The sequence below is a fragment of the Fodinibius salipaludis genome (assembly GCF_002287075.1).
Taxonomy (GTDB): Bacteria; Bacteroidota; Rhodothermia; order Balneolales; family Balneolaceae; genus Fodinibius; species Fodinibius salipaludis.
The window spans coordinates 24775-48094 of sequence record NZ_NSKE01000006.1 but is presented as its reverse complement, the minus strand read 5'-3'; the positions used below and the strand labels follow the sequence as shown (position 1 = coordinate 48094).

General features: G+C 42.7%; 22 protein-coding genes. 17 read left to right on the top strand and 5 right to left on the bottom strand.

Annotation, left to right across the window (positions count from 1 at the left end):
• Nucleotides 1–29: 29 nt before the first annotated feature.
• From CK503_RS09080 to CK503_RS16120, 3 genes are all read right to left on the bottom strand, one after another.
• Complete coding sequence (locus CK503_RS09080) at nucleotides 30–1406, bottom strand: sodium-dependent transporter (protein WP_095606495.1); 1377 nt, start codon at nucleotides 1404–1406, stop codon at nucleotides 30–32.
• Nucleotides 1407–1528: 122 nt separating this feature from the next.
• Complete coding sequence (metG, locus tag CK503_RS09075) at nucleotides 1529–3562, bottom strand: methionine--tRNA ligase (protein WP_095606494.1); 2034 nt, start codon at nucleotides 3560–3562, stop codon at nucleotides 1529–1531.
• Between the two features lie 222 nt (nucleotides 3563–3784).
• Nucleotides 3785–3931: a hypothetical protein gene (locus CK503_RS16120; RefSeq protein WP_176466266.1), complete on the bottom strand. Its 147-nt coding sequence runs from the start codon at nucleotides 3929–3931 to the stop codon at nucleotides 3785–3787.
• A 304-nt stretch (nucleotides 3932–4235) separates the two neighbouring features.
• Here CK503_RS16120 and CK503_RS09065 point away from each other — a divergent pair, with 304 nt between their 5' ends.
• On the top strand, nucleotides 4236–4664 hold the full coding sequence (locus CK503_RS09065; protein WP_095606492.1) for a hypothetical protein: 429 nt from the start codon (nucleotides 4236–4238) through the stop codon (nucleotides 4662–4664).
• A 55-nt stretch (nucleotides 4665–4719) separates the two neighbouring features.
• Here the strand turns inward: CK503_RS09065 and CK503_RS09060 are convergent, their stop codons facing one another.
• Together CK503_RS09060 and CK503_RS09055 are read right to left on the bottom strand one after the other, a co-directional pair.
• Entirely contained in the window at nucleotides 4720–5247 is a 528-nt protein-coding gene (locus tag CK503_RS09060) for an RNA methyltransferase (RefSeq protein ID WP_095606491.1), read from the bottom strand.
• Nucleotides 5248–5629: 382 nt separating this feature from the next.
• On the bottom strand, nucleotides 5630–7033 hold the full coding sequence (locus CK503_RS09055; RefSeq protein ID WP_095606490.1) for a Glu/Leu/Phe/Val family dehydrogenase: 1404 nt from the start codon (nucleotides 7031–7033) through the stop codon (nucleotides 5630–5632).
• Between the two features lie 703 nt (nucleotides 7034–7736).
• Between CK503_RS09055 and greA the strand changes: the two genes are divergently transcribed.
• The 16 genes from greA to CK503_RS08975 all read left to right on the top strand — a co-directional run bounded on the left by greA (nucleotide 7737) and on the right by CK503_RS08975 (nucleotide 23318).
• On the top strand, nucleotides 7737–8207 hold the full coding sequence (gene greA, locus CK503_RS09050) for a transcription elongation factor GreA (protein WP_095606708.1): 471 nt from the start codon (nucleotides 7737–7739) through the stop codon (nucleotides 8205–8207).
• 4 nt (nucleotides 8208–8211) lie between these two features.
• Nucleotides 8212–9546: a UDP-glucose dehydrogenase family protein gene (locus tag CK503_RS09045; RefSeq protein ID WP_095606489.1), complete on the top strand. Its 1335-nt coding sequence runs from the start codon at nucleotides 8212–8214 to the stop codon at nucleotides 9544–9546.
• Entirely contained in the window at nucleotides 9536–10483 is a 948-nt protein-coding gene (locus CK503_RS09040; protein ID WP_095606488.1) for a UDP-glucuronic acid decarboxylase family protein, read from the top strand. Before CK503_RS09045 ends, CK503_RS09040 begins: the two co-directional genes overlap by 11 nt.
• Before the next feature lie 11 nt (nucleotides 10484–10494).
• Nucleotides 10495–10944 (top strand): NUDIX domain-containing protein, encoded by a 450-nt coding sequence (locus CK503_RS09035; protein WP_095606487.1) that lies wholly within the window; start codon nucleotides 10495–10497, stop codon nucleotides 10942–10944.
• Nucleotides 10926–12173: a BamA/TamA family outer membrane protein gene (locus tag CK503_RS09030; protein WP_095606486.1), complete on the top strand. Its 1248-nt coding sequence runs from the start codon at nucleotides 10926–10928 to the stop codon at nucleotides 12171–12173. The genes CK503_RS09035 and CK503_RS09030 overlap by 19 nt, the downstream gene beginning before the upstream one ends.
• Before the next feature lie 8 nt (nucleotides 12174–12181).
• Nucleotides 12182–13936 carry a caspase family protein gene (locus CK503_RS09025; protein WP_095606485.1) on the top strand — a complete coding sequence of 585 codons (1755 nt, stop codon included), beginning with the start codon at nucleotides 12182–12184 and terminating at the stop codon, nucleotides 13934–13936.
• A complete protein-coding gene (locus CK503_RS09020; protein ID WP_095606484.1) occupies nucleotides 13936–14793 on the top strand; it encodes an EamA family transporter in 858 nt (285 codons plus the stop codon). Before CK503_RS09025 ends, CK503_RS09020 begins: the two co-directional genes overlap by 1 nt.
• A gap of 10 nt (nucleotides 14794–14803) precedes the next feature.
• Entirely contained in the window at nucleotides 14804–15790 is a 987-nt protein-coding gene (pta, locus tag CK503_RS09015) for a phosphate acetyltransferase (protein WP_095606483.1), read from the top strand.
• Nucleotides 15791–16109: 319 nt separating this feature from the next.
• Nucleotides 16110–17558 carry a Fe-S cluster assembly protein SufB gene (sufB, locus tag CK503_RS09010; protein ID WP_095606482.1) on the top strand — a complete coding sequence of 483 codons (1449 nt, stop codon included), beginning with the start codon at nucleotides 16110–16112 and terminating at the stop codon, nucleotides 17556–17558.
• Nucleotides 17559–17606: 48 nt separating this feature from the next.
• The gene (gene sufC / locus CK503_RS09005; RefSeq protein WP_095606481.1) at nucleotides 17607–18383 is read left to right on the top strand and encodes a Fe-S cluster assembly ATPase SufC; all 777 of its coding nucleotides are present in this window, start codon (nucleotides 17607–17609) and stop codon (nucleotides 18381–18383) included.
• A gap of 4 nt (nucleotides 18384–18387) precedes the next feature.
• Complete coding sequence (gene sufD, locus CK503_RS09000) at nucleotides 18388–19731, top strand: Fe-S cluster assembly protein SufD (protein WP_176466265.1); 1344 nt, start codon at nucleotides 18388–18390, stop codon at nucleotides 19729–19731.
• A gap of 9 nt (nucleotides 19732–19740) precedes the next feature.
• Nucleotides 19741–20988, top strand: a complete 1248-nt coding sequence (locus tag CK503_RS08995) for an aminotransferase class V-fold PLP-dependent enzyme (RefSeq protein WP_095606479.1) — start codon at nucleotides 19741–19743, stop codon at nucleotides 20986–20988.
• A gap of 87 nt (nucleotides 20989–21075) precedes the next feature.
• Entirely contained in the window at nucleotides 21076–21627 is a 552-nt protein-coding gene (locus tag CK503_RS08990) for a NifU family protein (protein ID WP_095606478.1), read from the top strand.
• 15 nt (nucleotides 21628–21642) lie between these two features.
• On the top strand, nucleotides 21643–21981 hold the full coding sequence (locus tag CK503_RS08985; RefSeq protein ID WP_095606477.1) for a HesB/IscA family protein: 339 nt from the start codon (nucleotides 21643–21645) through the stop codon (nucleotides 21979–21981).
• A 3-nt stretch (nucleotides 21982–21984) separates the two neighbouring features.
• Nucleotides 21985–22509: a DUF2480 family protein gene (locus CK503_RS08980; protein WP_095606476.1), complete on the top strand. Its 525-nt coding sequence runs from the start codon at nucleotides 21985–21987 to the stop codon at nucleotides 22507–22509.
• 77 nt (nucleotides 22510–22586) lie between these two features.
• Nucleotides 22587–23318 carry an SDR family NAD(P)-dependent oxidoreductase gene (locus CK503_RS08975; protein ID WP_095606475.1) on the top strand — a complete coding sequence of 244 codons (732 nt, stop codon included), beginning with the start codon at nucleotides 22587–22589 and terminating at the stop codon, nucleotides 23316–23318.
• The last annotated feature ends 2 nt before the right edge of the window (nucleotides 23319–23320 follow it).

Sequence of the window (23320 nt, the reverse complement as noted above, 5' to 3'; positions counted from 1 at the left end):
AATACTATGAGACTTGAAAGATAACAAGCTTAAAATAGCTCTTGAATATATGTTATTAACCCAATAGCCTCTAACAGATTATATAGAATGGCAAGTGGGGCAATATATTTTATAAATATTGGCCAAATAGTCTTGAATAATGAGGTATGTAACCCATGATATCCCTGTTCTAACTCTTCAAAAGCGTTTTCAACTTTCCAGACATATCCGAGGAAGTAGCAGATTAAGAATCCGCCAAGGGGTAGGCCTACGGTGCTAAAGATAAAATCTATTGAATCAATTAAGGCAATATCAAAAGAAATAATTAATGAAATGATCAAAATCCCCCCACCAATCATGGTAGCCGCTTTCTTGCGTTGTATGTTAAACTCATCGATCACATAAGAAGTGGGGACTTCGAGCAGTGAAATGGTTGATGTAAGTGCAGCCATCGATAAAAGAAGAAAGAAACCGGTTCCGAAAATAATACCGGCCGTAGTACTTAAGCTGTGAAACAGGGCAGGGAGAACCTGAAAAATAAGATCCGTACTGGCTAACAATTCCCCGGCGTCATTAAAAATATCTACTCCAAACGATTCGGCCATATACATAGCTGGCATAATAAGGAGCCCGGCTAAAAAGGCAATACCCACATCAGCAAGCGTGACATAAGCTGCTGCTTCGGGAATATTTTCTTTTTTACTCAGATAAGAACCATAGGTAATCAAGGCGCCCATCCCCAGGGAAAGTGAGAAAAACGCCTGTCCCATAGCACTAAAAATAAGAGGGGCCGAAATCATCGAGAAGTCGGGTTTGAGATATTCAGCAAATCCTATCCCTGCTCCCGGTTGAAAGGCTACGTATCCGATCATTATCAATAATATTCCGATCAAAACAGGCATTAGAAATTTTGTTGCCCTTTCAATGCCATCGCTAACACCTCCAAGGATTATGGAGACGGTAGCTCCCATAAACAGCACCGAGAAAATGGCATTTTTGACTCCGTGTGTGACGTCGGCAAAGAGAGTTGCCCACTCAGTAAATCCCGTAAAAAAGAGTATTTCTTCAAAGACATAGCTGAACGTCCAGCCTGCAACTACCGTATAAAAGGAGAGGATCATTACGCCACAAAGAACGCCCCAAAAACCTATAAGGGGATACAATTTATTAGAGCTTAAGGCTTTAAATGCCCCTACGGGATTACGATTTGTTTTCCGGCCGATACTCAATTCTGCTACCATCACCGGGAAGCCAATTGCAAAACAGCACAATAGGTAGATAAGCAGAAAAGCACCGCCGCCGTTAGAAGCTACCTCAGTGGGAAACCGCCAGATGTTACCCAGCCCAACGGCCGACCCGGCTGCCGCCAAAATAAATCCCAATTTCGAATTCCAATTTCCCCGTGATGTAGATGTTGTTTCAGCCAAAAGTCAGATCCCCGTTTCTTTAGTTTTGGTTTATTATCAGTGATAATAAAAGTCGTCGTAAAATGTAATGCAAGAAGCTTACTTACAAATCAAATTTTTGAAAAGATGTTAATACCCTCAAACTATTTGATAACACTACCGGGCTCAGCGTCGGTTTCAAGAAACTTAAGGGAACCGTCATCTTCCTCGGCCATTAGAATCATGCCGTTACTTTCAACTCCCATGAGTTTCTTTGGAGCCAGATTTGCCACTACGCAAACGTTTTGTCCTACAATTTCATCCGGAGTAAAGTCATTGGAGATTCCCGAGACAATAATGCGTTCTTCAAAACCTAAATCCACTTTTATTTTGAGCAGTTTATCTGCTTTTTCAATGGCTGAGGCCTCAATAATTTTTCCGGCTCGCAGGTCCATCTTCATAAAGTCGTCAAACTCCATGTTTTCTTTAAGTGGTTCATAATGGTCTTGTGATTCTTCTTCGCTTTCTGATGCGCGTTCTTTCAATTTGTTAAGTTGTTTTTCGATTTCTTCGTCTTCAATTTTTTCAAATAAAATAGCTCCCTTTTTAATAGTTGAGCCACTTTTGAGGATCGTGCCGGTAATGTCACTCCAGCTAATCTTTTCTGCTATGTTGAGCTCATCGCGCAGCTCGGCCATCTTATTAGGCAGAATGGGATCGAAAAGTATACTTAAAGCCGCAGTAATCTGAAGGCATACGTGCAGCGTGTTACCACAGGTTTCCAGATCATCTTTACGGCTTTGCCACGGCTCCATCTCGGTAAAGTATTTATTACCAATACGTGCTAAATTCATGGTTTCTGTAATGGCTTCGCGTAGCTTAAACTGTTCATACGCTTCACTGATCTTCTGCTTTTGCTCCTCAATTTTTGCTAATGTATTCCGGTCTTTTTCAGTCGGATTGTTTAACTCGGGGACGTTACCCTCAAAATAGTTTTCAGTAAATGAGGTTGTGCGATATACAAAATTACCGAGCACATCGGCCAGTTCACTGTTCACTTTATTTTGGAAATCTTCCCAGGAAAAGTCGGAGTCTTTTGTTTCGGGAAGGGTAGTACCCAATACATAACGAAGAAGATCGGCGTCAAAATCTTTCAAATATTCATCCAGCCAGACAGCCCAGCCACGGGAGGTTGAAAGTTTTTTGCCTTCTAAATTCAGAAACTCGTTAGCCGGTACATTCTTGGGTAATACATAGTCTCCGTCTGCCATAAGCGTCGCAGGAAACATGATGCAGTGGAATACGATATTGTCTTTACCTATAAAATGGATGAGGTCGGTGTCTTCATCCTGCCAGTACGTTTTCCACTCGTCAGGATTGCCTTTCTCGGCTGCCCATTCTTTGGTAGCAGAGATATATCCAATAGGGGCATCAAACCAGACGTAGAGTACTTTTCCTTTTGCATCATCGAGCGGCACCGGTACGCCCCACGTCAAGTCGCGGGTTACCGCCCGATCGGCAAGTCCGTCGTTAAGCCAGCTTTTAACCTGTCCCATTACATTGGGTTTCCAGTTTTCTCGGGTATCCAGCCATTTTTCAAGGCGATCCTGGAAATCACCAAGCGGCAGATACCAGTGCGTGGTTTCTTTGGTTTCTGGGATATCGCCCGTAATAGCACTCTTGGGGTTTTTGAGTTCCTTTGGAGAAAGAGAAGTTCCACAACTTTCACACTGATCACCATAAGCTTCTTCGTATCCGCAATTGGGACAGGTGCCTTTTACATAGCGATCGGGCAAAAACATTTCGGCTTTGGGGTCGTAGAGCTGCTCTTCTGTTTTCTGTACAAAAACATCATCTTCATAAAGTTTAGTGAAAAACTCCTGAGATGTTTTGTGATGTACTTCCGAACTCGTCCGCCCATAGTAGTCGAAATTGATGCCAAAATCCTCAAAAATCTGCTTATTCCGCTCGTGGAATTCATCCACGATGTCCTGCGGTTGAACACCCTCTTTTTCTGCCGCAATGGTAATGGGTACCCCATGTTCATCAGATCCGCATATATGAATAATATCCTCATCTGTTAGTCGCTTATAGCGAACGTAAAGATCGGCGGGTAGGTAAGCACCGGCAAGATGTCCTAAGTGAATGGGACCATTAGCATAGGGCAGGGCAGAAGTAACAAGTGTTCGTTTGGACATGACAATAGTTTAACGTTTGATTTTCTAAGCTCGAAAATAAGAGTATCGGCCATAAAATTAAAAACGGTTTTGTGACCGATTTAAATCTGATATAAGGAATCAATTCTATTGACAGACGCGATATGCTGATATTCCTTTGTTCTAAAGGAATTGTTCCGGCCAATAAAAAATTAGAAGTCAGAGTATGTGATGGGGCAGTAAGCTGAAAGCACCTTAAGCTATTTAAGAATACTGTACATTCGTACTATTCTCTTTTGATGATTCCCGATCAGAAAGAAAGTTATCTATCTTGTTAAATATTTTTTCAAGTACTTCTTCTTTGAACTGTCCGGATGCAAAAAATTCCTTTTCGCCATTACTAAATGTCATATTTGTTTTAGCTGAAAGCTTAAACACGCGCTCTCTAATCTTATAAAAACCTTTGTATTTTCCGGTTTTATAATATTGTTTGAAGCTATTTTTATACTCACTCATCATGGCTTTACCCTCGAAAATAAAAGACTGCGAAAATATTTTCGAAAAATTATGATGAGTCAATAATTAAAGCAATAGCATTAAATGCTTATTTATATTAGTTGACAAATAGCAGAAAACACCTATAAACAGGCTAATGAAATGTTCCAAGATTTTAACTATCGCTACTAAGGTTAATTAGTTAAATGCAGTTAAAGGTATGATTGATAAGATCAGGGATAACCTTAAATACATTTTTCCGGTACTTATTATAATTGTGATTATTGGGCTGGTTCTTTCAAGGATGTATCAACCGAAACCAGCCGTCCCTACTCCCGAAGTTCAGATTTCCGCTGCTGAGGCTGTTAATTATATTGGAACCCCAGCAAAAGTTTGTGGGAATGTTGTATCAGCTGATTACATAAGAGAAATTGATGGTAACCCCACTTTTTTAAACTTCGAGAAGCCTTACCCCAGCCAACTATTTACAGCAGTCATATGGGAAGAAGACAGATCGAAGTGGAGTTCCCCTCCACAGCAAAAATTTGCAAAGGGACACATATGTGTAATTGGAATAGTGGAGATGCATGAAAGAACACCACAGATTATTGTAAAAGAACCGGAACAGATAGAATTTCAAAAGAATTAGACACTCATATTTTATCTTCAATAATTACTGTAGATAAAAAATACAAAGAGGTATTCTACCAATACTTAACTAAGAAGCCATACAAAGCTACGCCAACAGTAACCGATACATTCAGTGAGTGCTTGTGTCCGTATTGGGGAATCTCGACAAAATCATCGATAGAAGAGAGAATATCTTCATCAACACCGGTAACCTCATTTCCAAAAACAAGGCAGATATCCTGCTCTTTAGGCATGGTGTAATCAGGGAGTAAAATACTGTCCGTCATTTGTTCAAGTGCCACCAGGCGGTATCCCATCTCTTTTAGCTCTGCAATTTGTTCTTGGGGATCTTCGGTATGTTGCCAATCGACATGTTTCTGGGCCCCAATTGCTGTCTTTGCAATTTCAGGTCGCGGTGGAGTTGGGGTATATCCTGATATCAGGATCTCATCAATGCCGAAGGCATCAGCACTCCGAAAAGCGGCTCCCACGTTATGCATACTCCGGACGTTGTGAAGTAAAATTTTGAGTTTATTTAGGTGCCCCGGAGTGGTGCGTTTTAGATTTTGTTGAAGTATTTCTTTGGTGCTGAGTTTCTCCATGGATTTGAGGACAGTTAGACTGATTTTATAATCGAAGTCCAAGATAAAAATTTTGGATGATCTGTTATAGTATTTATAGGACAGGAACGGGATTGAAGGGATTACCTTGAGAGGAATTGTGGAGGGATAAAATCCATATACGATAATGAGGTTTTTCTATGGTACAAAGATACTAAAATGTTCTTTTCGGATACATTAAAACCAAAAGTGGACAGTTAGATTATTTTTAGACTAACATTACTTCGTCACTTTTTTTAAATAATTCTTTCTGAGTATCGACGCTATAACAAGATCTAAATATATAACCCCATCCGATATTGAAACCAGCGGTCGGATGGGGAATATGAAAAATGATAAGGATGATATTTATTCGAACCAGTGACTATGGGAAAATACCCATCTGATCATACATAACCCCTACCTTTTCAACAGCATTTAGATAGGCCGCTGTACGCAGATCAATGTCATGCTCTTTACGAAGTACATTAAGCTCGTTATAGGCATTGATCATTGTATCCTCCAGACCGGAATCTACCAAAGCATACTCGTCGGCTCCGTTAGCTAGCCGCTGCATTTCCTGTTCGGTAAAGGTATGATCAGAAACATTTGCTACGGTATTCAGAATTTTACGGTAGCTGCTCTCTTCAAAACGTTTTTGCATGCGCCCGAACCGCACATGCGAAAGGTTCTTAAGCCATTCAAAATAGGAAACTGTAACACCGCCTGCATTTAAATACATATCGGGGATAATGAGACATCCTTTCTCTTTAAGTATCTGATGGGCGTCTGCGGTAGTGGGCCCGTTGGCTGCCTCGGCAATAATGCTGGCTTTGATGTCCGGGGCATTCCAGTCATGCAGTTGATTTTCAAGTGCTGCCGGAATCAATATATCACATTCGGCTTTTAATACTGCAGTATTGTCCTCAAGTTCTTCTGAGCCTTTAAAACCAAGAATGGAACCGGTTTCATCTCGGAACGTTAATAACTCTTCAAGGTCAATTCCATCAGAATCATAAATTGAGCCTTCAATTTCGGCAACGCCTACCATTTTAGCACCGGCGTTGATCATATTTTTTGCTGCGGAGTATCCTACGGAGCCAAGTCCTTGTATGACAAATGTTTTACCCTCAAGGCCGGAGTCCAGTCCCAGTTCTTCCATATCCTCTTTATCACGACAAGCCTCGCGAATACCGTAAAAGACGCCTCGTCCCGTAGCTTCGGATCGTCCCCGAACGCCACCCATACTAATAGGTTTACCCGTTACGCAGCCTTCGGCATTTAAATCCGGATTTAGTTGACGATAGGTATCCAGTATCCATCCCATTTCTTGTTGACCGGTTCCATAATCGGGAGCGGGAACGTCAGTACCGGGCCCCAAGAAATCTTTCTTAATAAGCTCATATGCATACCTGCGGGTTATACGTTCCAGTTCCTCCTCCGAAAACCGTGATCGGTCAATCTGTATACCTCCCTTGGCACCGCCGAATGGAACATCCACAATAGCACATTTGTAGGTCATCAATGCTGCAAGTGCCATAGTTTCATCTTCATTAACGGTAGTACTATAACGGATGCCGCCCTTAGTGGGTAATTTATGATGGCTGTGTTCCACTCTCCATCCTTCGATAACTTCAATAGATCCGTCATCGCGCTCAACCGGAAAGGTGATATGGTAAATATTGTTACAAACTTTGATCTGATCGAGCAGCCCTTGTTTGTACTTGGAGTGTTTGGCTGCAATATCAAATGATTTATTAACCTGACTAAAAAAATTGTAGTTCGACATCTAAACCTCTACTCAAAATAATTTTAGGTTAAATTCTGATTAAAATATTAGTCCCAATTGCGAATGGAATATCATCTTGAAATAGCAGTAAAGAAGCAACAGTGCGATTGGATTTGTAAAAGATTATTTGATTCCTAATAGAATCAAATAATTTGATTAAAAAAGCTTAATAAAGATGAGTCGAAAACTTAATAGATGTCGAAAAGTATATAGAGATACTTATTTAATTTACCGTCATTTTAGAGGCAATGCTAATTTCCCAACTGAAATTGAACCGTTATTGAGTACAGAAGCTGTGGTTACTATAGAAAAGAATCATAAACGGTGGGTAGCATCACGATCTATAAATAATAAGTCATTTCTTTATCGCTGAGCAATAATTATGGGGTTAGTCATTCAAATCCGAAACGTGTAAAGACTACAGTTGTATTTGACCATTTATACGATGTCAAATGAGGTCTGGTTTAGTATCCGCACTACCGGGTTTGTAATTTATTTGAATAGTATACATCGTTGTAACCCGCTAACGATACAAAAAAATGTGCTCCCTGTAACGGTAGCAAGGTGTTAATTTATATTTGGAAACAGAGGACAAATCATGGTATTTTAAGGCGCTTTGTAAACAATAGTGTCAGCTTTATTGGCTGGCATTTATTATTTGAAAGCTTGCACAAACAAGGATCTAAATCAAAGAAAAGGTACCGTGGACAAGAATTATTTATCACGCGAAGGCTACGAAAAGCTTGAAGAAGAACTACAAGATTTAAAGACCCGTGGTAGAAAAGAAATTGCCGAAGAAATTGCCGAAGCACGGGCAAAGGGAGATTTAAGTGAAAATGCGGAATATGATGCGGCCAAAGAGGCCCAAGGAATGCTCGAAAAGAGAATTGCCGAGCTTGAGAACGCCCTTGCGAACGCACGTATACTGGACGAGGAGGACATTAAAACCGATAAGGCTTATCTCCTTTCTACAGTAACAATCCACAATTATAATGTAGATAAAGAGGTTAAGTATACATTGGTCTCTAAGGACGAGGCGAACTTTAAAAAGAATAAAATTTCAGTTGAATCACCGATCGGGAAAGCTATTCTTGGCCGAGAAATCGGAGAAACGTTTGAAGTAGACGTTCCCGCCGGGAAACTAAAATTAGAAGTTAAAAATATTGAGCGATAGATAAATGAACATAGCAGTCATTGGAACGGGATATGTAGGACTGGTCAGCGGGACCTGTTTCGCGGATTCAGGCAATAAGGTAACATGTGTCGACATTGATGAAGAGAAAGTAGGAAAGCTAAAAGACGGCCAGATCCCGATTTACGAGCCCGGCCTGGAGACCATCTTCGCCCGCAGCCAGCGGGAGGGACGCCTGAACTTTACGACCGATATAGCCGAGGCGGTTCCCGAGGCTGACATCGTCTTTCTGTGCCTGCCGACCCCGCCCGGAGGCGATGGACAGGCTGATCTTACGGCCGTCATGCAGGTAGCCGACCAGCTTGGTTCGCTTATCGATGAGTATACCGTCGTGGTCAACAAGTCAACTGTGCCCGTCGGCACCGGCGACCGCGTCGAAGCGGCTATTGCCGATAATGTGGACGAGGAGCTGTTTGATGTGGTCTCCAACCCCGAATTCCTCCGTGAAGGGGCCGCCGTCGAGGACTTTAAATACCCCGAACGCGTGGTGATTGGTACGGGCAGCGACCGGGCCGCCGAGATTATGACCACCCTCTACGAACCGTTTGTCCGTTCCGGCAACCCCATCATTGTGATGGACCGCCGCAGCGCGGAGCTGACCAAGTACGCCGCCAACGCCATGCTGGCGACCAAAATTACCTTTATGAACGAGATTGCCAATATCTGTGAGAAGGTCGGCGCCAACGTCGACAACATCCGTCGCGGCATCGGCACTGACTCCCGCATCGGCAAGCGCTTCCTGTTTGCCGGCATCGGTTATGGCGGAAGCTGTTTCCCCAAAGACGTGCAGGCCATCCATCACACGGCCGGCCAACACGGCTACGACTTTAAAATTGTCGACTCAGTGATGGAGGTCAACAATGCCCAGAAAGTTTCCATCGTGAAGAAAATGGAAGAGTACTTCGCCGCCGACGACTTCAGCGGCAAAACCTTCGGCATCTGGGGGTTGAGCTTCAAACCCGAGACCGATGATATCCGCGAGGCCCCGGCCTTGTATATTGCCGAAGAACTGGTAAAAAGAGGAGCCCAACTGCTGGCCTACGACCCGGAAGCCATTGGCACCTTCAAACAAGCGACCACGCAAGCCGTGCTTGACAACACAACGTTTGTTCACGACCAGCAAGCGGCCCTAAACGATATTGACGCCTTGGTCATTTGCACCGAGTGGAACGAGTTCCGTCGGCCGACGGTCGATAATTTTGCCGATGAGATGAAAGATCCGGTCATCTTTGATGGCCGTAACCTCTACGACCTCAAACGAGCCAAAAAAGCAGGGATAACCTATATCAGCGTGGGGAGGCCATCAATAAATGTCAACTAAACGAGTCCTCATTACGGGCGGCGCCGGATTTCTGGGATCGCACTTATGCGATCGCTATTTGAAGGAAGGTTATAAGGTTATTTGTATGGATAATCTTCTCACCGGCAGCGCCGAAAATATTGCCCATTTGATGGGTAATGAAGACTTCGAGTTTGTTAAGCATGATGTTACGAATTTTATCCATGTGAAGGGAGATCTGGATTTAATTCTCCATTTCGCATCGCCCGCTTCACCGGTTGATTACTTGGAGATGCCGATACAAACCCTCAAGGTTGGTTCCTTGGGTACCCATAAAGCGCTTGGGCTTGCCAAGGAAAAAGATGCCCGTTTTTTGCTGGCATCTACCAGTGAAGTCTATGGCGATCCGCTCACGCATCCCCAGAAAGAAGATTATTGGGGCAATGTAAATCCCATAGGACACCGCGGGGTATATGACGAAGCTAAACGGTTTGCTGAGGCGATGGCGATGGCTTACCACCGCTATCACGGTACTGAAACGCGAATTGTACGCATTTTTAATACCTATGGATCACGAATGCGTCTGCATGACGGACGTGCTCTGCCGACGTTTATGAGGCAGGCATTACGCGGTAATCCGCTTACCGTTTATGGGGATGGTTCCCAGACACGTTCATTTATGTATGTCGATGATCTGGTGGAAGGAGTGTGGCGGCTTTCGAAGTCGGATTACGTCGAGCCTGTAAATATTGGGAATCCCGAAGAAATCACAATTCTGGAGTTCGCCAAAGAGATTATTGAGTTAACAGGATCTGATAGTGAAATTATTTTTGAAGAACTACCCAAGGATGATCCACAAATACGTCAGCCTGATATTAGCAAAGCAAAAGAAGTGCTCGACTGGGAACCAACATATGACCGCCGGGAAGGGCTGTCGGTAGCATTGGAGTACTTTAAACAAAAAGTGCTGAATTCATAGCCTGTTGTAATATGAAGCGCCTCGTCGATGTTTATCCATACCGAAGAGAACAAGACGAGGTTAAATTTCTGGTTTTTAAACGAGCTGCTGATGTTCAGTATGCTCATCAATGGCGCATGGTTGGAGGTAAAGTTAACGCCCAAGAAACGTATTTTGAAGCGGCGTTGAGGGAACTGAAAGAGGAAACAGGACTCTCACCGGACCTTTTCTGGACAATTCCTTCAGTAAATCAATTTTATGATTTTAAAAGTGATAGCATACTGCAGATCCCGGCTTTTGGTGCTGAAGTAAATAAAGAGTCCCCCATTACGTTAAACCATGAACATGTCACTTGGAAATGGATTTCCCAAGAGGGGATAGATACCTATATTCAATGGCCTGAGCAGAAACGTTTGATGAACCAATTGGCTCACATTTTAACATCTAAACAAATTTTAGAAGAGTGGATAATAGAATTTTAAAATCGTTTTATCGCTGTATTACCTTCTTTTTGGTTCTTTTTGTAGTGGGGTTTTCTATCTCCAATGAATCATTTGCCCAAGATAAAGAGTCTTCCTATGAGCTTCTACCAGCCCCAGATGCGTGGTATAATAGCGTGGATGGAATTCGGCTGGGAATACGACTTCGCGGGCAGGTGTCCGGCACTTTTGGTGACGGGCCGCATAGGTTAAATGCAGGACTTTGGCTTGGTACGAATTTTCCGGCGAATCCTGTCTCATACTATTTGAAGTATACCGAACCGATACCTTCTATTTCAGATTTTGGGAGCGAAGGGAGTATCTCTGCAGAAACTTCCTACCGTACCGGATTTCAGTCGCATGGATTGACCTTTGACAAAAGATGGCAGACTGGCTTTAATGAAATGAATTACAAGGAATTGTCAGTAGGTGTGAGAGGGGAACATCGTTTTAATGAGGAATACCTCTTATATCAACAACTGTGGCAAACGCAGTGGTTATATTTGGCCAATGCCACTTTTGACCTTACGAATACCAACGGGCTTGGTAGATATGCTCTATCCCTTTCGGTTGATGCTAATATTGCGGGCAAAGCTGATCAATTTTTGCGTAGCGAATTTACTCTCCGCCAAAATGTTGATCTTTCTGAAAAATTTTCGCTATCCGGGAGACTATATTCTGGTTTTGCCACTGAGAACACTGCTCCCGAGTATCTGTTTACACATAGTTTCCGGTCGGCCCGAAACTGGATGGGAAGTGGGCTTACGAGAGCACGCGGTACAATTCCACCCTCATGGATGAAGATTGGCAATATACAGGTAACAGGCGGACCTAATTTAAGGGGATATCTAAAGAATGATATTCAATTATTAAATGATGGAAATGTACCGCTTTACACTTCACTGTCAGCCCTGAATCTTGAATTGGATTATCCCAACCCATTGGACAAGGGACTGAAAGAAATTCCCGTAATTGGTGGACTTATTGATCTTCGCTCGTATTTATTTTGGGATTCAGGAACATCATTTGGAATAACAAATATTGAAGAAAGCAACGTATTATCTGATGCCGGACTCGGTTTTTTATTATCCATCGATATCCCTGATTACCTTGGAAAATCACGGGGATTGGTTTTACGTTACGACATGCCTTTCTGGCTTTCGCATCCAGGGACAGAAAACGCTGTTAAATTTCGACAGGTTTTTGGCATAGGAGCTACAATTTCACTATAAAAAAATAGTTGAAAACATTACACTACATATTATTAGCTGCATTTTTACTCTCTTTTGTGGGATCCTGTACCAGCGCTCGGTGGACCGTCAAAGAGAAGGAATCTGTTGACCGATCTGAATATGAGCTTGTAGATGAAGATTATTTTCTACAGCAAATTGATGAGGTAACACCCGAAAACCCGGTCTTGTCATTAACGCTTTTCTCCGAAACTAAATATGAATATCCCCAACGGGTATTAATGGAACGTAATGTTCAGGATTACAAGCTGCGAACGGGATCTGTGGCCCTTGGTATCGGAGGCGCTACAATGGCTTTTTATTTGGCAAATATTGCTGATTTTGGCAGTCATTCATCCTCAACAAAAAAATGGACACTAAACGGGATGGGGACTTTGATGCTTGCAACGGGGTTTTTGAATATGAACCCTGTAGGTGAGCCGCGTCCGACGGGAGAGGAACGCTACCTCCGAAGCACCGGTACTACTATCGAGATTGATACGGTCAAAACGGATGCCGAGATTGATACTTCTGCATCGGTATATATGCTATATAATGACCTCATTATTTTTGAGGAACCCAAGCAGAATATCAACAATGGTACGCTTAATATTCCGATCGGTAACGCACTCAACGATTTGGGATTATCCGGCCAAAATCCCGGAAATGCTACAGTTGAGGTGTTGTTTGCGGATTCGTTATATCGCTACAATTTTGCCATAGATTCCGTTTTGCGACCGTATGCTGTTATTGACGAGCAACTTGCGGCATTACGGAACAGTCCGGAAGAGAGTGCCGACAATGTGCTCGCTGATCTTGTTGAGGGAAGTCAGATCGAAATTAGCAGTATCAACGATGACTGGTATCAGGTAATGTATGGGATATCAGAGACATATATTAAAAAGTCGGACGCCAGTATCATATGGCGATCAGAAGATTATACAGTTGAAGATCAGGTGGTGACCGTTCCCCGCGTTCCCTTCGGTGATATTGACGTTGAAAGTAACATTCCCATACTGCGGGATAAAAATCCTAATGCCAAGGCACTATTGTTGGTAAATCAAAATTATACCGATCCGCTTGGAAGCCGGAATTATGCGTTGCGAGACGGGCGATTAATGCGCACTTATTTGCGCAATGCATTAGGTTATTCTGAAGAAAATATATACCAATTGGCTGATATAAATAGCAGTGATAGTCTAAATACGTTGCTTTCTTCACTGCGATCAACGGCCAGCGACAGTACTGAACTGTTTGTTTACCTCAGCGGTTACGGTACTATCGAAAAAGAAGAACGACAGTTGCAATTTTTGACAATACCTTCAGAGGGGCAATCAGATTCCACGATAGCACTTCCCGATATATTTACTCAGATAGGAGATATCCCATCCCAAAAAACAGTAGTGCTAAGTGACATAGATTTTGCAAGTGGAAGCAGTGGCGAATCCTTTTCTGAAAACGAAATGCGGAATATAATAGAAAGCAACGTTTGGCCATTATTATCACAAAATCCCAACAGTTCTGTCTTAATGGGATCACAACTAAATAATCCATCTCATTTATATATGTCGGAAGACCGCGAGGATAAAAAGCATCATATTTTCCCGTACTTTTTTGCCAAAGCGCTACAGGAGCGCCAAACAGTACTTTCGGATATCTATCAATTTCTTGAACGCAATGTATCGTATACTTCCCGTCGGCTTTTTGATCGTCCCCAGGATCCATTGCTACTTGGCAATACCCAATTGAATTTAGCCGGTGAATAATGGTCTACGTATTTTTGGTATTAAGCTCGGTATGCTCGCTGACCATTGCCCATTTATTAAAAGTCACTGAAACACAAAAGCTGCGAACCCTAAATACACTCACTGTAAATTATATAGTAGCGGCTGTCTTTGCTTTGTTTGTAGGGTATGAGAGCACCCTGAGCTCCGCTTTCGTGAGTCATTCTGCGGTTCTCGTGGTGTTTTGTATTATCGTTGGAGCCTTTTTTATTGGGAATTTTATAGCATACAGTAAGTCGGTCCACACAAATGGAGTGGGCATTACCATTGCCGCCATGCGACTCTCTCTTTTGATACCGGTGGTAATCTCCATCTATTGGTATGCCGAATTCTTGAATGGACTTAAAGTCGTGGGAATAATAGGTGTATTTGGAGCTATGCTGTTACTCATTCCCAAAAAGAATGATATCAAAATTGGTTCCATCAGTGCTTCATGGTTACTGATATTAATTTTTGTGTTATCCGGTTTTGCAGATGCATCTCTAAAAATTTATGAAGAGGAATTTAGTACAAATCTCAATGAATTAACCTTTATGGGATTGGTCTTCATGGGAGCTTTTGTCATTGGATTAATAATAGCCCTTTTTAAAAAGGGGCCTTTAATAACAAAAAAAGAAGCATTGTTAGGGGCGGCTATCGGAATTCCTAACTTATATTCTTCAATATTTTTAATTTATGCTCTGGGCGGTATCAGCGGTTCCATAGCCTATCCCATTGTTAATATTTTAAATGTCGTGGGAGGAACGTTTCTCGGGTTGATTGTTTGGAATGATCAGGTTTCAACAAAACAATGGATTGGAATAGCAACGGCCGTAATAGCCATTACACTTTTGATATAATACTGAGACCATGGATGTAGAAATAATTCATCAGATACGCGAACGAGCCTCTAAACTACAGAAAACCATAGTATTTCCAGAAGCCGGGGATCCAAGAGTGTTGAGGGCAGCTTCGTATTTGTTGGAGGAAAATATTTGTAATATCAAGCTGTTGGGCAATAAAGAAGAAATCATTGCCGCTAATGAAATAGAAGAGAGGGAAATACCCAAAAATTTATCCGGCTACTTTATTGGGGAGCCTGAAGACAAAATCCCACTTACAGACCACCTTTATGAAAGGAGAAAACAGAAGGGAATATCTCGTGAAGAGGCTGAAGTGATGTTGGAAAATCCTCTTTATCTTGGAGCTGTAATGGTAGCTACAGACCGCGCAGACGGATGCGTAGCCGGGTCAATAACCACAACGGGCGATGTGATTCGGGCGGCTATACACAGTATCGGGCTTCGAAAAGGAAATAAAACCGTTTCCAGCACCTTTTTAATGGCACTTAAAAATCAACCGGCGTTGACCTATGCCGACTGCGGAGTGGTTCCATATCCCGATGCCGAACAGCTTGCCGATATTGCTATGGAATCGGCTCGCACACACCAGCTATTAACGCAGGAAGCTCCCAGAGTAGCCATGCTTTCATTCTCGACTAAAGGTAGTGCCAAACACGAACGCACCGAGCTGGTAGTTAATGCGACGAATATCATCAAGCAAAAACAACCGGATTTTTTAATGGATGGTGAGCTGCAATTTGATGCTGCCTTTGTCCCCGAAGTGGCACAGCGTAAAGCTCCTGATTCACCTATTGCCGGCAATGCCAACGTGCTCATATTTCCCAATATCGACGCCGGGAATATTGCTTATAAAATTACCGAACGTTTGGCCGGAGCTTCAGCTACGGGACCCATCCTGCAGGGACTTGCCAAGCCCATGATGGATCTTTCGCGAGGGTGTAGCTGGCAGGATATTGTGAATGCAGCTTGTGTTGCTATTCTCATGGGAGAGTAAAAGCTTTTACCTTTGAAGGTCTTAGTTCTAATAAGTGCTACTTATTAGATATATAGCAACTTTCAATTGGCGATACAGTAAGTACTGTGCGATATTTGAAAGCTAAGAACTTTAAAGGGACAATAAATAAAAGTAGCCGAATTAAGTTTAAGTTACATGCAATAATGCTTATATTTGAGGCTCTGATCGGGAAGCTGAATTATTGGTTCGATTAGGACTACTTAGAATTAATCCAGATTTAGTTTCCGAACGTAAATATTTGTTCTACTGTTTACTAAATCGAACTGCAGAAATCGTAAAATTACCTCAATAATTTCTTATGAGTGAAACTGAAGCGCTTGAATCCATGGTTGGTGGTGAGTATAAGTATGGTTTTACCACCGATGTGGAATATGAAGATTTTCCTAAAGGCATAAACGAAGATATCATCCGGGAAATTTCTCGTCGCAAAGATGAGCCCGAATGGGTCTTGGAATTCCGTCTTGAAGCTTTTGAGAAGTGGAAGCAGATGGAAGAGCCCGACTGGCCCAACGTTGAATATGAAAAACCGGATTTTGAGAATATCCAGTACTATTCTTCTACAAAGAAGAAAGATGGTAAAAAAGCGGAAAGCCTGGATGACGTGGATCCGCAGATTCTCGAAACCTATGAAAAACTGGGAATACCTCTTCAGGAGCAGAAGCAACTGCAGGGGATTGCTGTAGATGCAGTTTTTGACAGCGAATCCATTTTTACCACCTTTAAAGAGAAGCTTGCTGAAGCAGGAGTCATTTTCTGCTCCATTTCGGAAGCTATTCAGGACCATCCTGAGATAGTTAAAGAATATTTAGGTTCTGTAGTACCTAAGGGAGACAACTTTTATGCTGCATTAAATTCGGCGGTATTTTCTGACGGATCGTTTGTATACGTTCCGGAAGATACAGTTTGCCCAATGGAGCTTTCGACCTATTTCCGTATCAATAATATGCAATCGGGACAGTTCGAACGTACGCTTATCATCTGTGAGGATAACAGCCATGTTAGTTATCTTGAAGGATGTACTGCACCACAGTACCAAGAAAATCAGCTGCACGCAGCTGTCGTTGAGCTTGTAGCGCTCGAAGATGCCGAAATCAAGTACTCTACTATTCAGAACTGGTATTCCGGTGATGAAAAAGGGCAGGGCGGTATTTTTAACTTTGTTACCAAGCGCGGACACTGCCGTGGAGACAACTCAAAAATATCTTGGACACAGGTCGAAACCGGTTCTGCTATTACATGGAAATATCCAAGTGTAATCATGCAGGGGGATAATTCCGTTGGAGAATTTTATTCTGTAGCAGTAACAAATCAGCGCCAGCAGGCCGACACCGGAACGAAGATGATCCATGTTGGTAAAAACACCAAGAGTACTATTATTTCGAAAGGTATTTCTGCGGGTGAATCCAACAACAGTTACCGAGGGTTGGTAAAAATTAGTCCGCGTGCAGATGGTGCACAGAACTATTCTGTTTGTGACTCTATGCTGATTGGTCAAACCTGCGGAGCTCATACCTTCCCGTATATTGAATCGGCCAATCCTACAGCAAAAGTAGAGCACGAGGCTTCTACCAGCCGTGTTGGTGAAGAGCAGATTTTTTATCTACAGCAGCGCGGAATGGATGAGGATGATGCTATTTCACTCATCGTTAATGGTTTTGCCAAAGAAGTATTACAAGAGCTGCCGATGGAGTTTGCCGTTGAAGCTGACAAATTGCTCGGTATTAAGCTCGAAGGCAGCGTAGGTTAACAGATCAGGAAAACTTTTTAATCAAAAATATTAGAGGAATAAGGTAAAGTGTTAGAAATAAAAGACTTACATGTATGCGTAGAAGAGGATCCGTCAGAAAAGATCCTTAAAGGAGTTAACTTGACAATTAATGAGGGTGAGATCCATGCGATCATGGGTCCCAACGGAAGCGGAAAGAGTACGCTTTCAAAAGTAGTTGCAGGACACGAAGCTTATGAGGTTACTCAGGGCGATATTCTGTACAACGGAGAAAGCATTCTTGATCTTGAGGCAGATGAACGTGCTCATTTGGGAATTTTCCTTGCTTTCCAATATCCCGTTGAGGTCCCCGGAGTAACGAATAAGAATCTGCTTCGTCAGGCCTACAATACGATTGCCGAGGAACAGGGACGTGAAGAGCTCGATCCCTTGCAATTTGAAGACCATGCTCGTGAGCAGCTAAAGCTCGTCGATATGAAAGAAGAATTTCTTGAGCGTAGCGTAAACGCCGGATTCAGTGGCGGTGAAAAGAAACGGAACGAGATTTTCCAGATGGCAGTGTTGCAACCGAAGTTGTCATTCCTGGATGAGACTGATTCCGGACTTGATATCGATGCGTTGAAGATTGTAGCAAATGGCATTAATGAGTTATCCGGAGAAGATAATGCTGTAGTATTAGTAACACACTACCAGCGTATTTTGGATTATGTGCAACCCGATCATGTGCACGTAATGATTGACGGCAAGATAGCTAAATCAGGTGATAAAGACCTGGCTATCAAGCTCGAAGAGCAAGGCTACGACTGGCTTACTGATACAGTATCTGTAAATGGTGAACAGCAATAATCAAATGGGAAAAGTGAAGCAACAAAAAGAACGCACATTTTTACAAGACTTACTTAATTTTCAAGGTTCACTGAACGGCAAGTCTAAATTTTTGGATGAGGTTCGCCTCAAAGGGGCAGAGGAAGTTCGTAATATTCCTTTCCCGACCAAAAAGCTTGAGGACTGGAAGTTCATCAGCCTGCGGGATCTTTACAAGGATTCCTATGAGCTGGCTTCTGATCTGGATGTCGATGTACCGGATATCAGCGAACACTATCTGCCGGAAAGCAAAGGAGCCCGATTGACATTTATCAACGGTTCCTTTTCTGCGGAACATTCTTCTACAGAGGATATTCCCGAGGAAGTGCTGATTGGCAACATTGCCAAGCTGGCCGAAGAGGATAATGATCTTCTTAAAGAACATCTCAACAAATATGTTGAGAATAATTTTGAGGAAGATGTATTCTCTTCCTTCAATAAAGCCTTCTTAAAGGACGGTGTGTTTGTCTACGTACCGGAAGGGCTTACCGTTGACGTACCATTGCACTTGCTATTTGTGCAAACAGATGCGGATACTAACTACTTTACTACCTCGCGCAGTGTAGTTGTCGCTGATAAGGAATCCGAGGTAACGGTTGTTGAAGATCACATCGGGCTGGGAGATAACAAGTATTTCAACCTCCCGGTTGTTGAAGTTAATGCCGAGGAAGAGTCGTATGTAAAACATACTAAGATTCAACGCGACAGCCGTGAAGCGATTCATATCGCACGCACCGCAGCTTTTGTACATCACCACGCAAACTATGAGTCGTATACAATCACCCGTGGTGCCAAACTTTCACGTAACGAGCCGCGAATTTCTCAGCGTGATGAAGAGGTTGAATTCACCGTTGATGGACTTGTACTCATTGACGGAGATCAGGTTTCTGATACGCACTCTGTAATGGATCACCGGTTTTCGCATTGCGAAAGTCACCAGCTGCACAAATGTGTAATTACTGGTAAGGCACACTCGGTATTTAATGGGAAGATTTTTGTTCGAAAGGATGCGCAGAAAATTGATTCTTTCCAGGAAAATCGAAACCTGTTGCTTTCTCGCAAAGGATTGGTAAATACCAAGCCGCAGCTTGAGATTTTTGCCGATGATGTCGTTTGTACCCACGGTGCCACCGTGGGACAGTTGGAGCAGGATGAACTTTTCTACCTGATGAGTCGCGGTCTAAATGAACAACAAGCTCGCGAAATGCTTATTTACGCTTTTGCGCTTGAAACAATTGAGAACATTACCGTCGATTCAGTTCAAGATCTGCTTGTTGATGAAGTACACCGATTCACGGAGAATCAGCTTGATTCAGAACTAACAGTTTAACGGTTATTTATGGCTGAAGCTGCAACAAAATCAAAGGTGGATGTGGATTTTAATCGCATCCGGGAACAATTTCCTGTCCTTTCTCAACAGGTAAAGGGGCAGTCTTTGGTATATCTTGATAATGCAGCTTCCAGTCAAATGCCTTCTCGTGTAGCTGATCGCATTGATGCTTACCATCGTAATGAACATGCGAATGTCCACCGCGGCATTCATACGCTCAGCCAAAAGGCTACCGATGAATATGAGTTGACACGAGAAAAAGTGCAGCAATTCATTAATGCGGAGCATAAAGATGAAATTATCTACACGACCGGCACCACCGATTCGATAAACCTTGTAGCTAATAGCTTTGGTAATCGGTTTATTGAAGAAGGTGATGAAATTCTGCTCTCTGAAATTGAACATCACGCCAATATTGTCCCATGGCAGATGATTGCCAAACGGAAGGGGGCAAATATTCGTGTAATTCCCGTTGATGATAACGGCGATATTATCTGGGATGAATATGTGGACCTGCTCAATGATAATACAGCCATTGTTGCTGTGGGACATGTTTCCAACGCATTGGGAACCGTTCATCCCGTAAAAAAGATGATTACAGAAGCTCACAGCCGAGATATTCCTGTTCTTTTAGATGGAGCCCAGGCGGTGCCGCATGCTCCTGTAGATGTTCAGGATCTGGATGTCGATTTCTATGCTTTTTCAGCTCACAAAATGTGCGGCCCTACAGGATTTGGTATTCTTTACGGCAAGAAAAAATATCTCGATGAGATGCCACCGTATCGAGGTGGTGGAGACATGATTGACAAAGTCTCCTTTGAAGAAACGACCTATAATGTTACTCCCCATAAATTCGAGGCCGGAACGCCGCCTATTGTAGCGGGAATCGGTTTTGGTGAAACTATTTCATTTTTAAATGAGATAGGAATGGAAAACATTGCTCAATACGAGCAAGAGTTATTGGAGTACGGTACCGAACAGCTGCAACGTATTGATGGAATTCGTATCATCGGCACAGCCAAAGAAAAGGCTTCGGTACTATCTTTTGTCCATGAAGATATTCATGCTACAGATATCGGTACAATTCTGGATCAACAGGGGATAGCGATACGAACCGGCCATCATTGCGCACAGCCCACGATGCGGCGATTTAATGTACCGGCTACGGCTCGAGCTTCACTCTCATTCTACAATAACAAAGAAGATATTAACCGGCTTACAGAAGGAATTCGGAAAGCTATTTCAATGTTCGAATAGCTTTAACTTGAAGCTGTGAATTGAACTTTTTTATATTTATATTCGTTCTAAATAGTGAAATAATAAAAGCTATTAGACCAAACTATTATGCCTAAGATTAAAGAAATTGAACGCACGCCAAATCCCGATGCAATGCGTTTTGTATTGGGAGAACCATTGACCAACGGAGTAACTAAATCGTATGAAAATGCTTCTGATGCAGAAAATGATGAACTCGCATCAGCGCTTTTCTCCATCGATCACGTTATAAATGTCTATTATGTAGATAAATACGTGACGGTGACTCAAGACGGCGATGCGGTATGGTCCGAACTACTCCGGCAATTAGCTCCGCCTATTCGTGAAGCTACGCCTCAAACGGATGCTGTTGAGGATGAAGAAGTTCATGCTACCAAAGAAGTACAGGAGACCGATGATCCGCGCCTTCAGGAAATCAATCAAATGCTTGATGAGCAGGTTCGTCCATATCTTTTGGCTGACGGCGGCGGATTAAAGATCTTAGGCCTTGACGGCAATCGCCTCAAGGTTCACTATCAGGGTGCTTGCGGAACCTGTCCAACAGCAACAAGCGGAACCCTTTATGCCATTGAAAGTATGGTGAAACGCATTGATCCTGAAATTCAGGTTATCTCTGTATAATTAGAGCATATTTTTATGTCCATTTCTATTACAGATCGTGCGGCACAACGTATTAAGCAGATTCGTGAAGATCAGGAGATTTCCGATGATGCTTTATTACGTGTAGGCGTTGTAAGCGGTGGATGTTCTGGATTGACTTATGACCTGGAATTTGATTCCAATCCTCAAAATGGTGATGAAGAAATTCAGCAGTTTGAAGATAAAGGCATAAACTTGGTCGTGGATATGCGAAGCTTTTTATACCTCTCCGGAACAGAGCTGGATTATACGGATGGTTTAAACGGCGAAGGATTTCACTTTCATAATCCGAATGCAAATCGCACATGCTCGTGCGGAGAATCATTTTCAATTTAAGTTATGGCTACTGATACCAAAGGCGAAATTGTCAACAAGGTAAAGCAGTCTGATAAACTTGTGACCATCGATCTTCAGAAGTACTTCGATGACACTTCCAGATCTGAACTTGATCTAAAACAGTTCCTTTTTAAGGGGATGATCCTGAAGGAACAGGATTTCAGAGATCAGCTGGAACAGTTCGACTGGAGTCAGTTTGAGGATCAGTATGTAGCTGTTTACTGTTCCACAGATGCTATTATATCAAAATGGGCGTATATGCTTGTAGGCCAATACCTTGCAAGTTATGCCAAAGAAGTATTCATGGGTCGAAAAGATGATATGCTTTTTGAATTGTATCGGCGAAAGTTGAATGAGGTGGATTGGAGCAGCTACAAAAATAAGTTTGTCATTCTCAAGGGATGTTCGAGTAAGGAAAAGCCGGTCCCGGAAAGTGTTTACCTTTATGCTACGCAACGACTCGTTCCACACGTTAAAAAGCTGATGTATGGTGAGGCCTGCTCTAATGTGCCGGTTTACAGAGCATAGAATTTTATCAAATCTTTGGATGCCCTCAATCCGATTCTTACCTTCACAGAAAGCAATTATAACGAACTGAAACTACTGTGTACGCATTAGTCACCGGCGCTTCTCGAGGTATCGGTAAGAGCATCACAAAATCCCTTCTAAAAGAGGGGTTTTCCGTTATTGGTACCGCCCGATCTTCCGAATTTCCCAAAGAATTTTCCCAAAACGATAACTTTGAAGGCCTCTATGTTGATTTAGCCGATTCCGTGGCTATTGAAACAAAGCTAAAGCCGATATTTGAAAGGGAAGAGACCCCCAATGTACTCATCAACAATGCCGGGGTTTTTATGGAATCTGGTTTCGAAAAAGATGATGAGTTTTGGCTTAAAAAATGGGATAAGACCATGCAGGTGAATCTCCGTGCTCCAGCATTACTTTCTAAATGGGCATTAAATCGCTGGATAAAACAGGAGGAAGGCGGATATCTTATCAATATATCCTCGAGGGCAGCTTATCGCGGTGACACTCAGGAATATTCGGCTTATGCGGCCTCCAAAGGCGGACTTGTAGCCTTTACCAAAAGTATAGCCCGAGACTTCGGTGAACACGGCATTTCCGCATATTCTATAGCACCGGGATTTATCAAAACTGATATGGCGATGGAATCTATTGACGTTTATGGCGAAGAATATTTAACCGAGGGTATGGCCTTTGATGAGATAACATCCCCTGATGAAGTTGGAGAACTGGTTGCTTTTCTTGCAAGTGGGAAAGTTCCGCATATGACGGGATCAACCTTCCATATTAACGGCGGAAGTTATATGATTTAGTT

Coding starts and splice junctions, on each gene's coding strand:
- CK503_RS08995 (WP_095606479.1), top strand. CDS start 19,741: ATGGCTGAAGCTGCAACAAAATCAAAGGTGGATGTGGATTTTAATCGC.
- CK503_RS09060 (WP_095606491.1), bottom strand. CDS start 5,247: ATGGAGAAACTCAGCACCAAAGAAATACTTCAACAAAATCTAAAACGC.
- metG (WP_095606494.1), bottom strand. CDS start 3,562: ATGTCCAAACGAACACTTGTTACTTCTGCCCTGCCCTATGCTAATGGT.
- CK503_RS09065 (WP_095606492.1), top strand. CDS start 4,236: ATGATTGATAAGATCAGGGATAACCTTAAATACATTTTTCCGGTACTT.
- CK503_RS09055 (WP_095606490.1), bottom strand. CDS start 7,033: ATGTCGAACTACAATTTTTTTAGTCAGGTTAATAAATCATTTGATATT.
- CK503_RS16120 (WP_176466266.1), bottom strand. CDS start 3,931: ATGACATTTAGTAATGGCGAAAAGGAATTTTTTGCATCCGGACAGTTC.
- pta (WP_095606483.1), top strand. CDS start 14,804: ATGGATGTAGAAATAATTCATCAGATACGCGAACGAGCCTCTAAACTA.
- sufB (WP_095606482.1), top strand. CDS start 16,110: ATGAGTGAAACTGAAGCGCTTGAATCCATGGTTGGTGGTGAGTATAAG.
- CK503_RS08990 (WP_095606478.1), top strand. CDS start 21,076: ATGCCTAAGATTAAAGAAATTGAACGCACGCCAAATCCCGATGCAATG.
- CK503_RS09035 (WP_095606487.1), top strand. CDS start 10,495: ATGAAGCGCCTCGTCGATGTTTATCCATACCGAAGAGAACAAGACGAG.
- CK503_RS09020 (WP_095606484.1), top strand. CDS start 13,936: ATGGTCTACGTATTTTTGGTATTAAGCTCGGTATGCTCGCTGACCATT.
- CK503_RS08985 (WP_095606477.1), top strand. CDS start 21,643: ATGTCCATTTCTATTACAGATCGTGCGGCACAACGTATTAAGCAGATT.
- CK503_RS09045 (WP_095606489.1), top strand. CDS start 8,212: ATGAACATAGCAGTCATTGGAACGGGATATGTAGGACTGGTCAGCGGG.
- CK503_RS08980 (WP_095606476.1), top strand. CDS start 21,985: ATGGCTACTGATACCAAAGGCGAAATTGTCAACAAGGTAAAGCAGTCT.
- CK503_RS09040 (WP_095606488.1), top strand. CDS start 9,536: ATGTCAACTAAACGAGTCCTCATTACGGGCGGCGCCGGATTTCTGGGA.
- sufD (WP_176466265.1), top strand. CDS start 18,388: ATGGGAAAAGTGAAGCAACAAAAAGAACGCACATTTTTACAAGACTTA.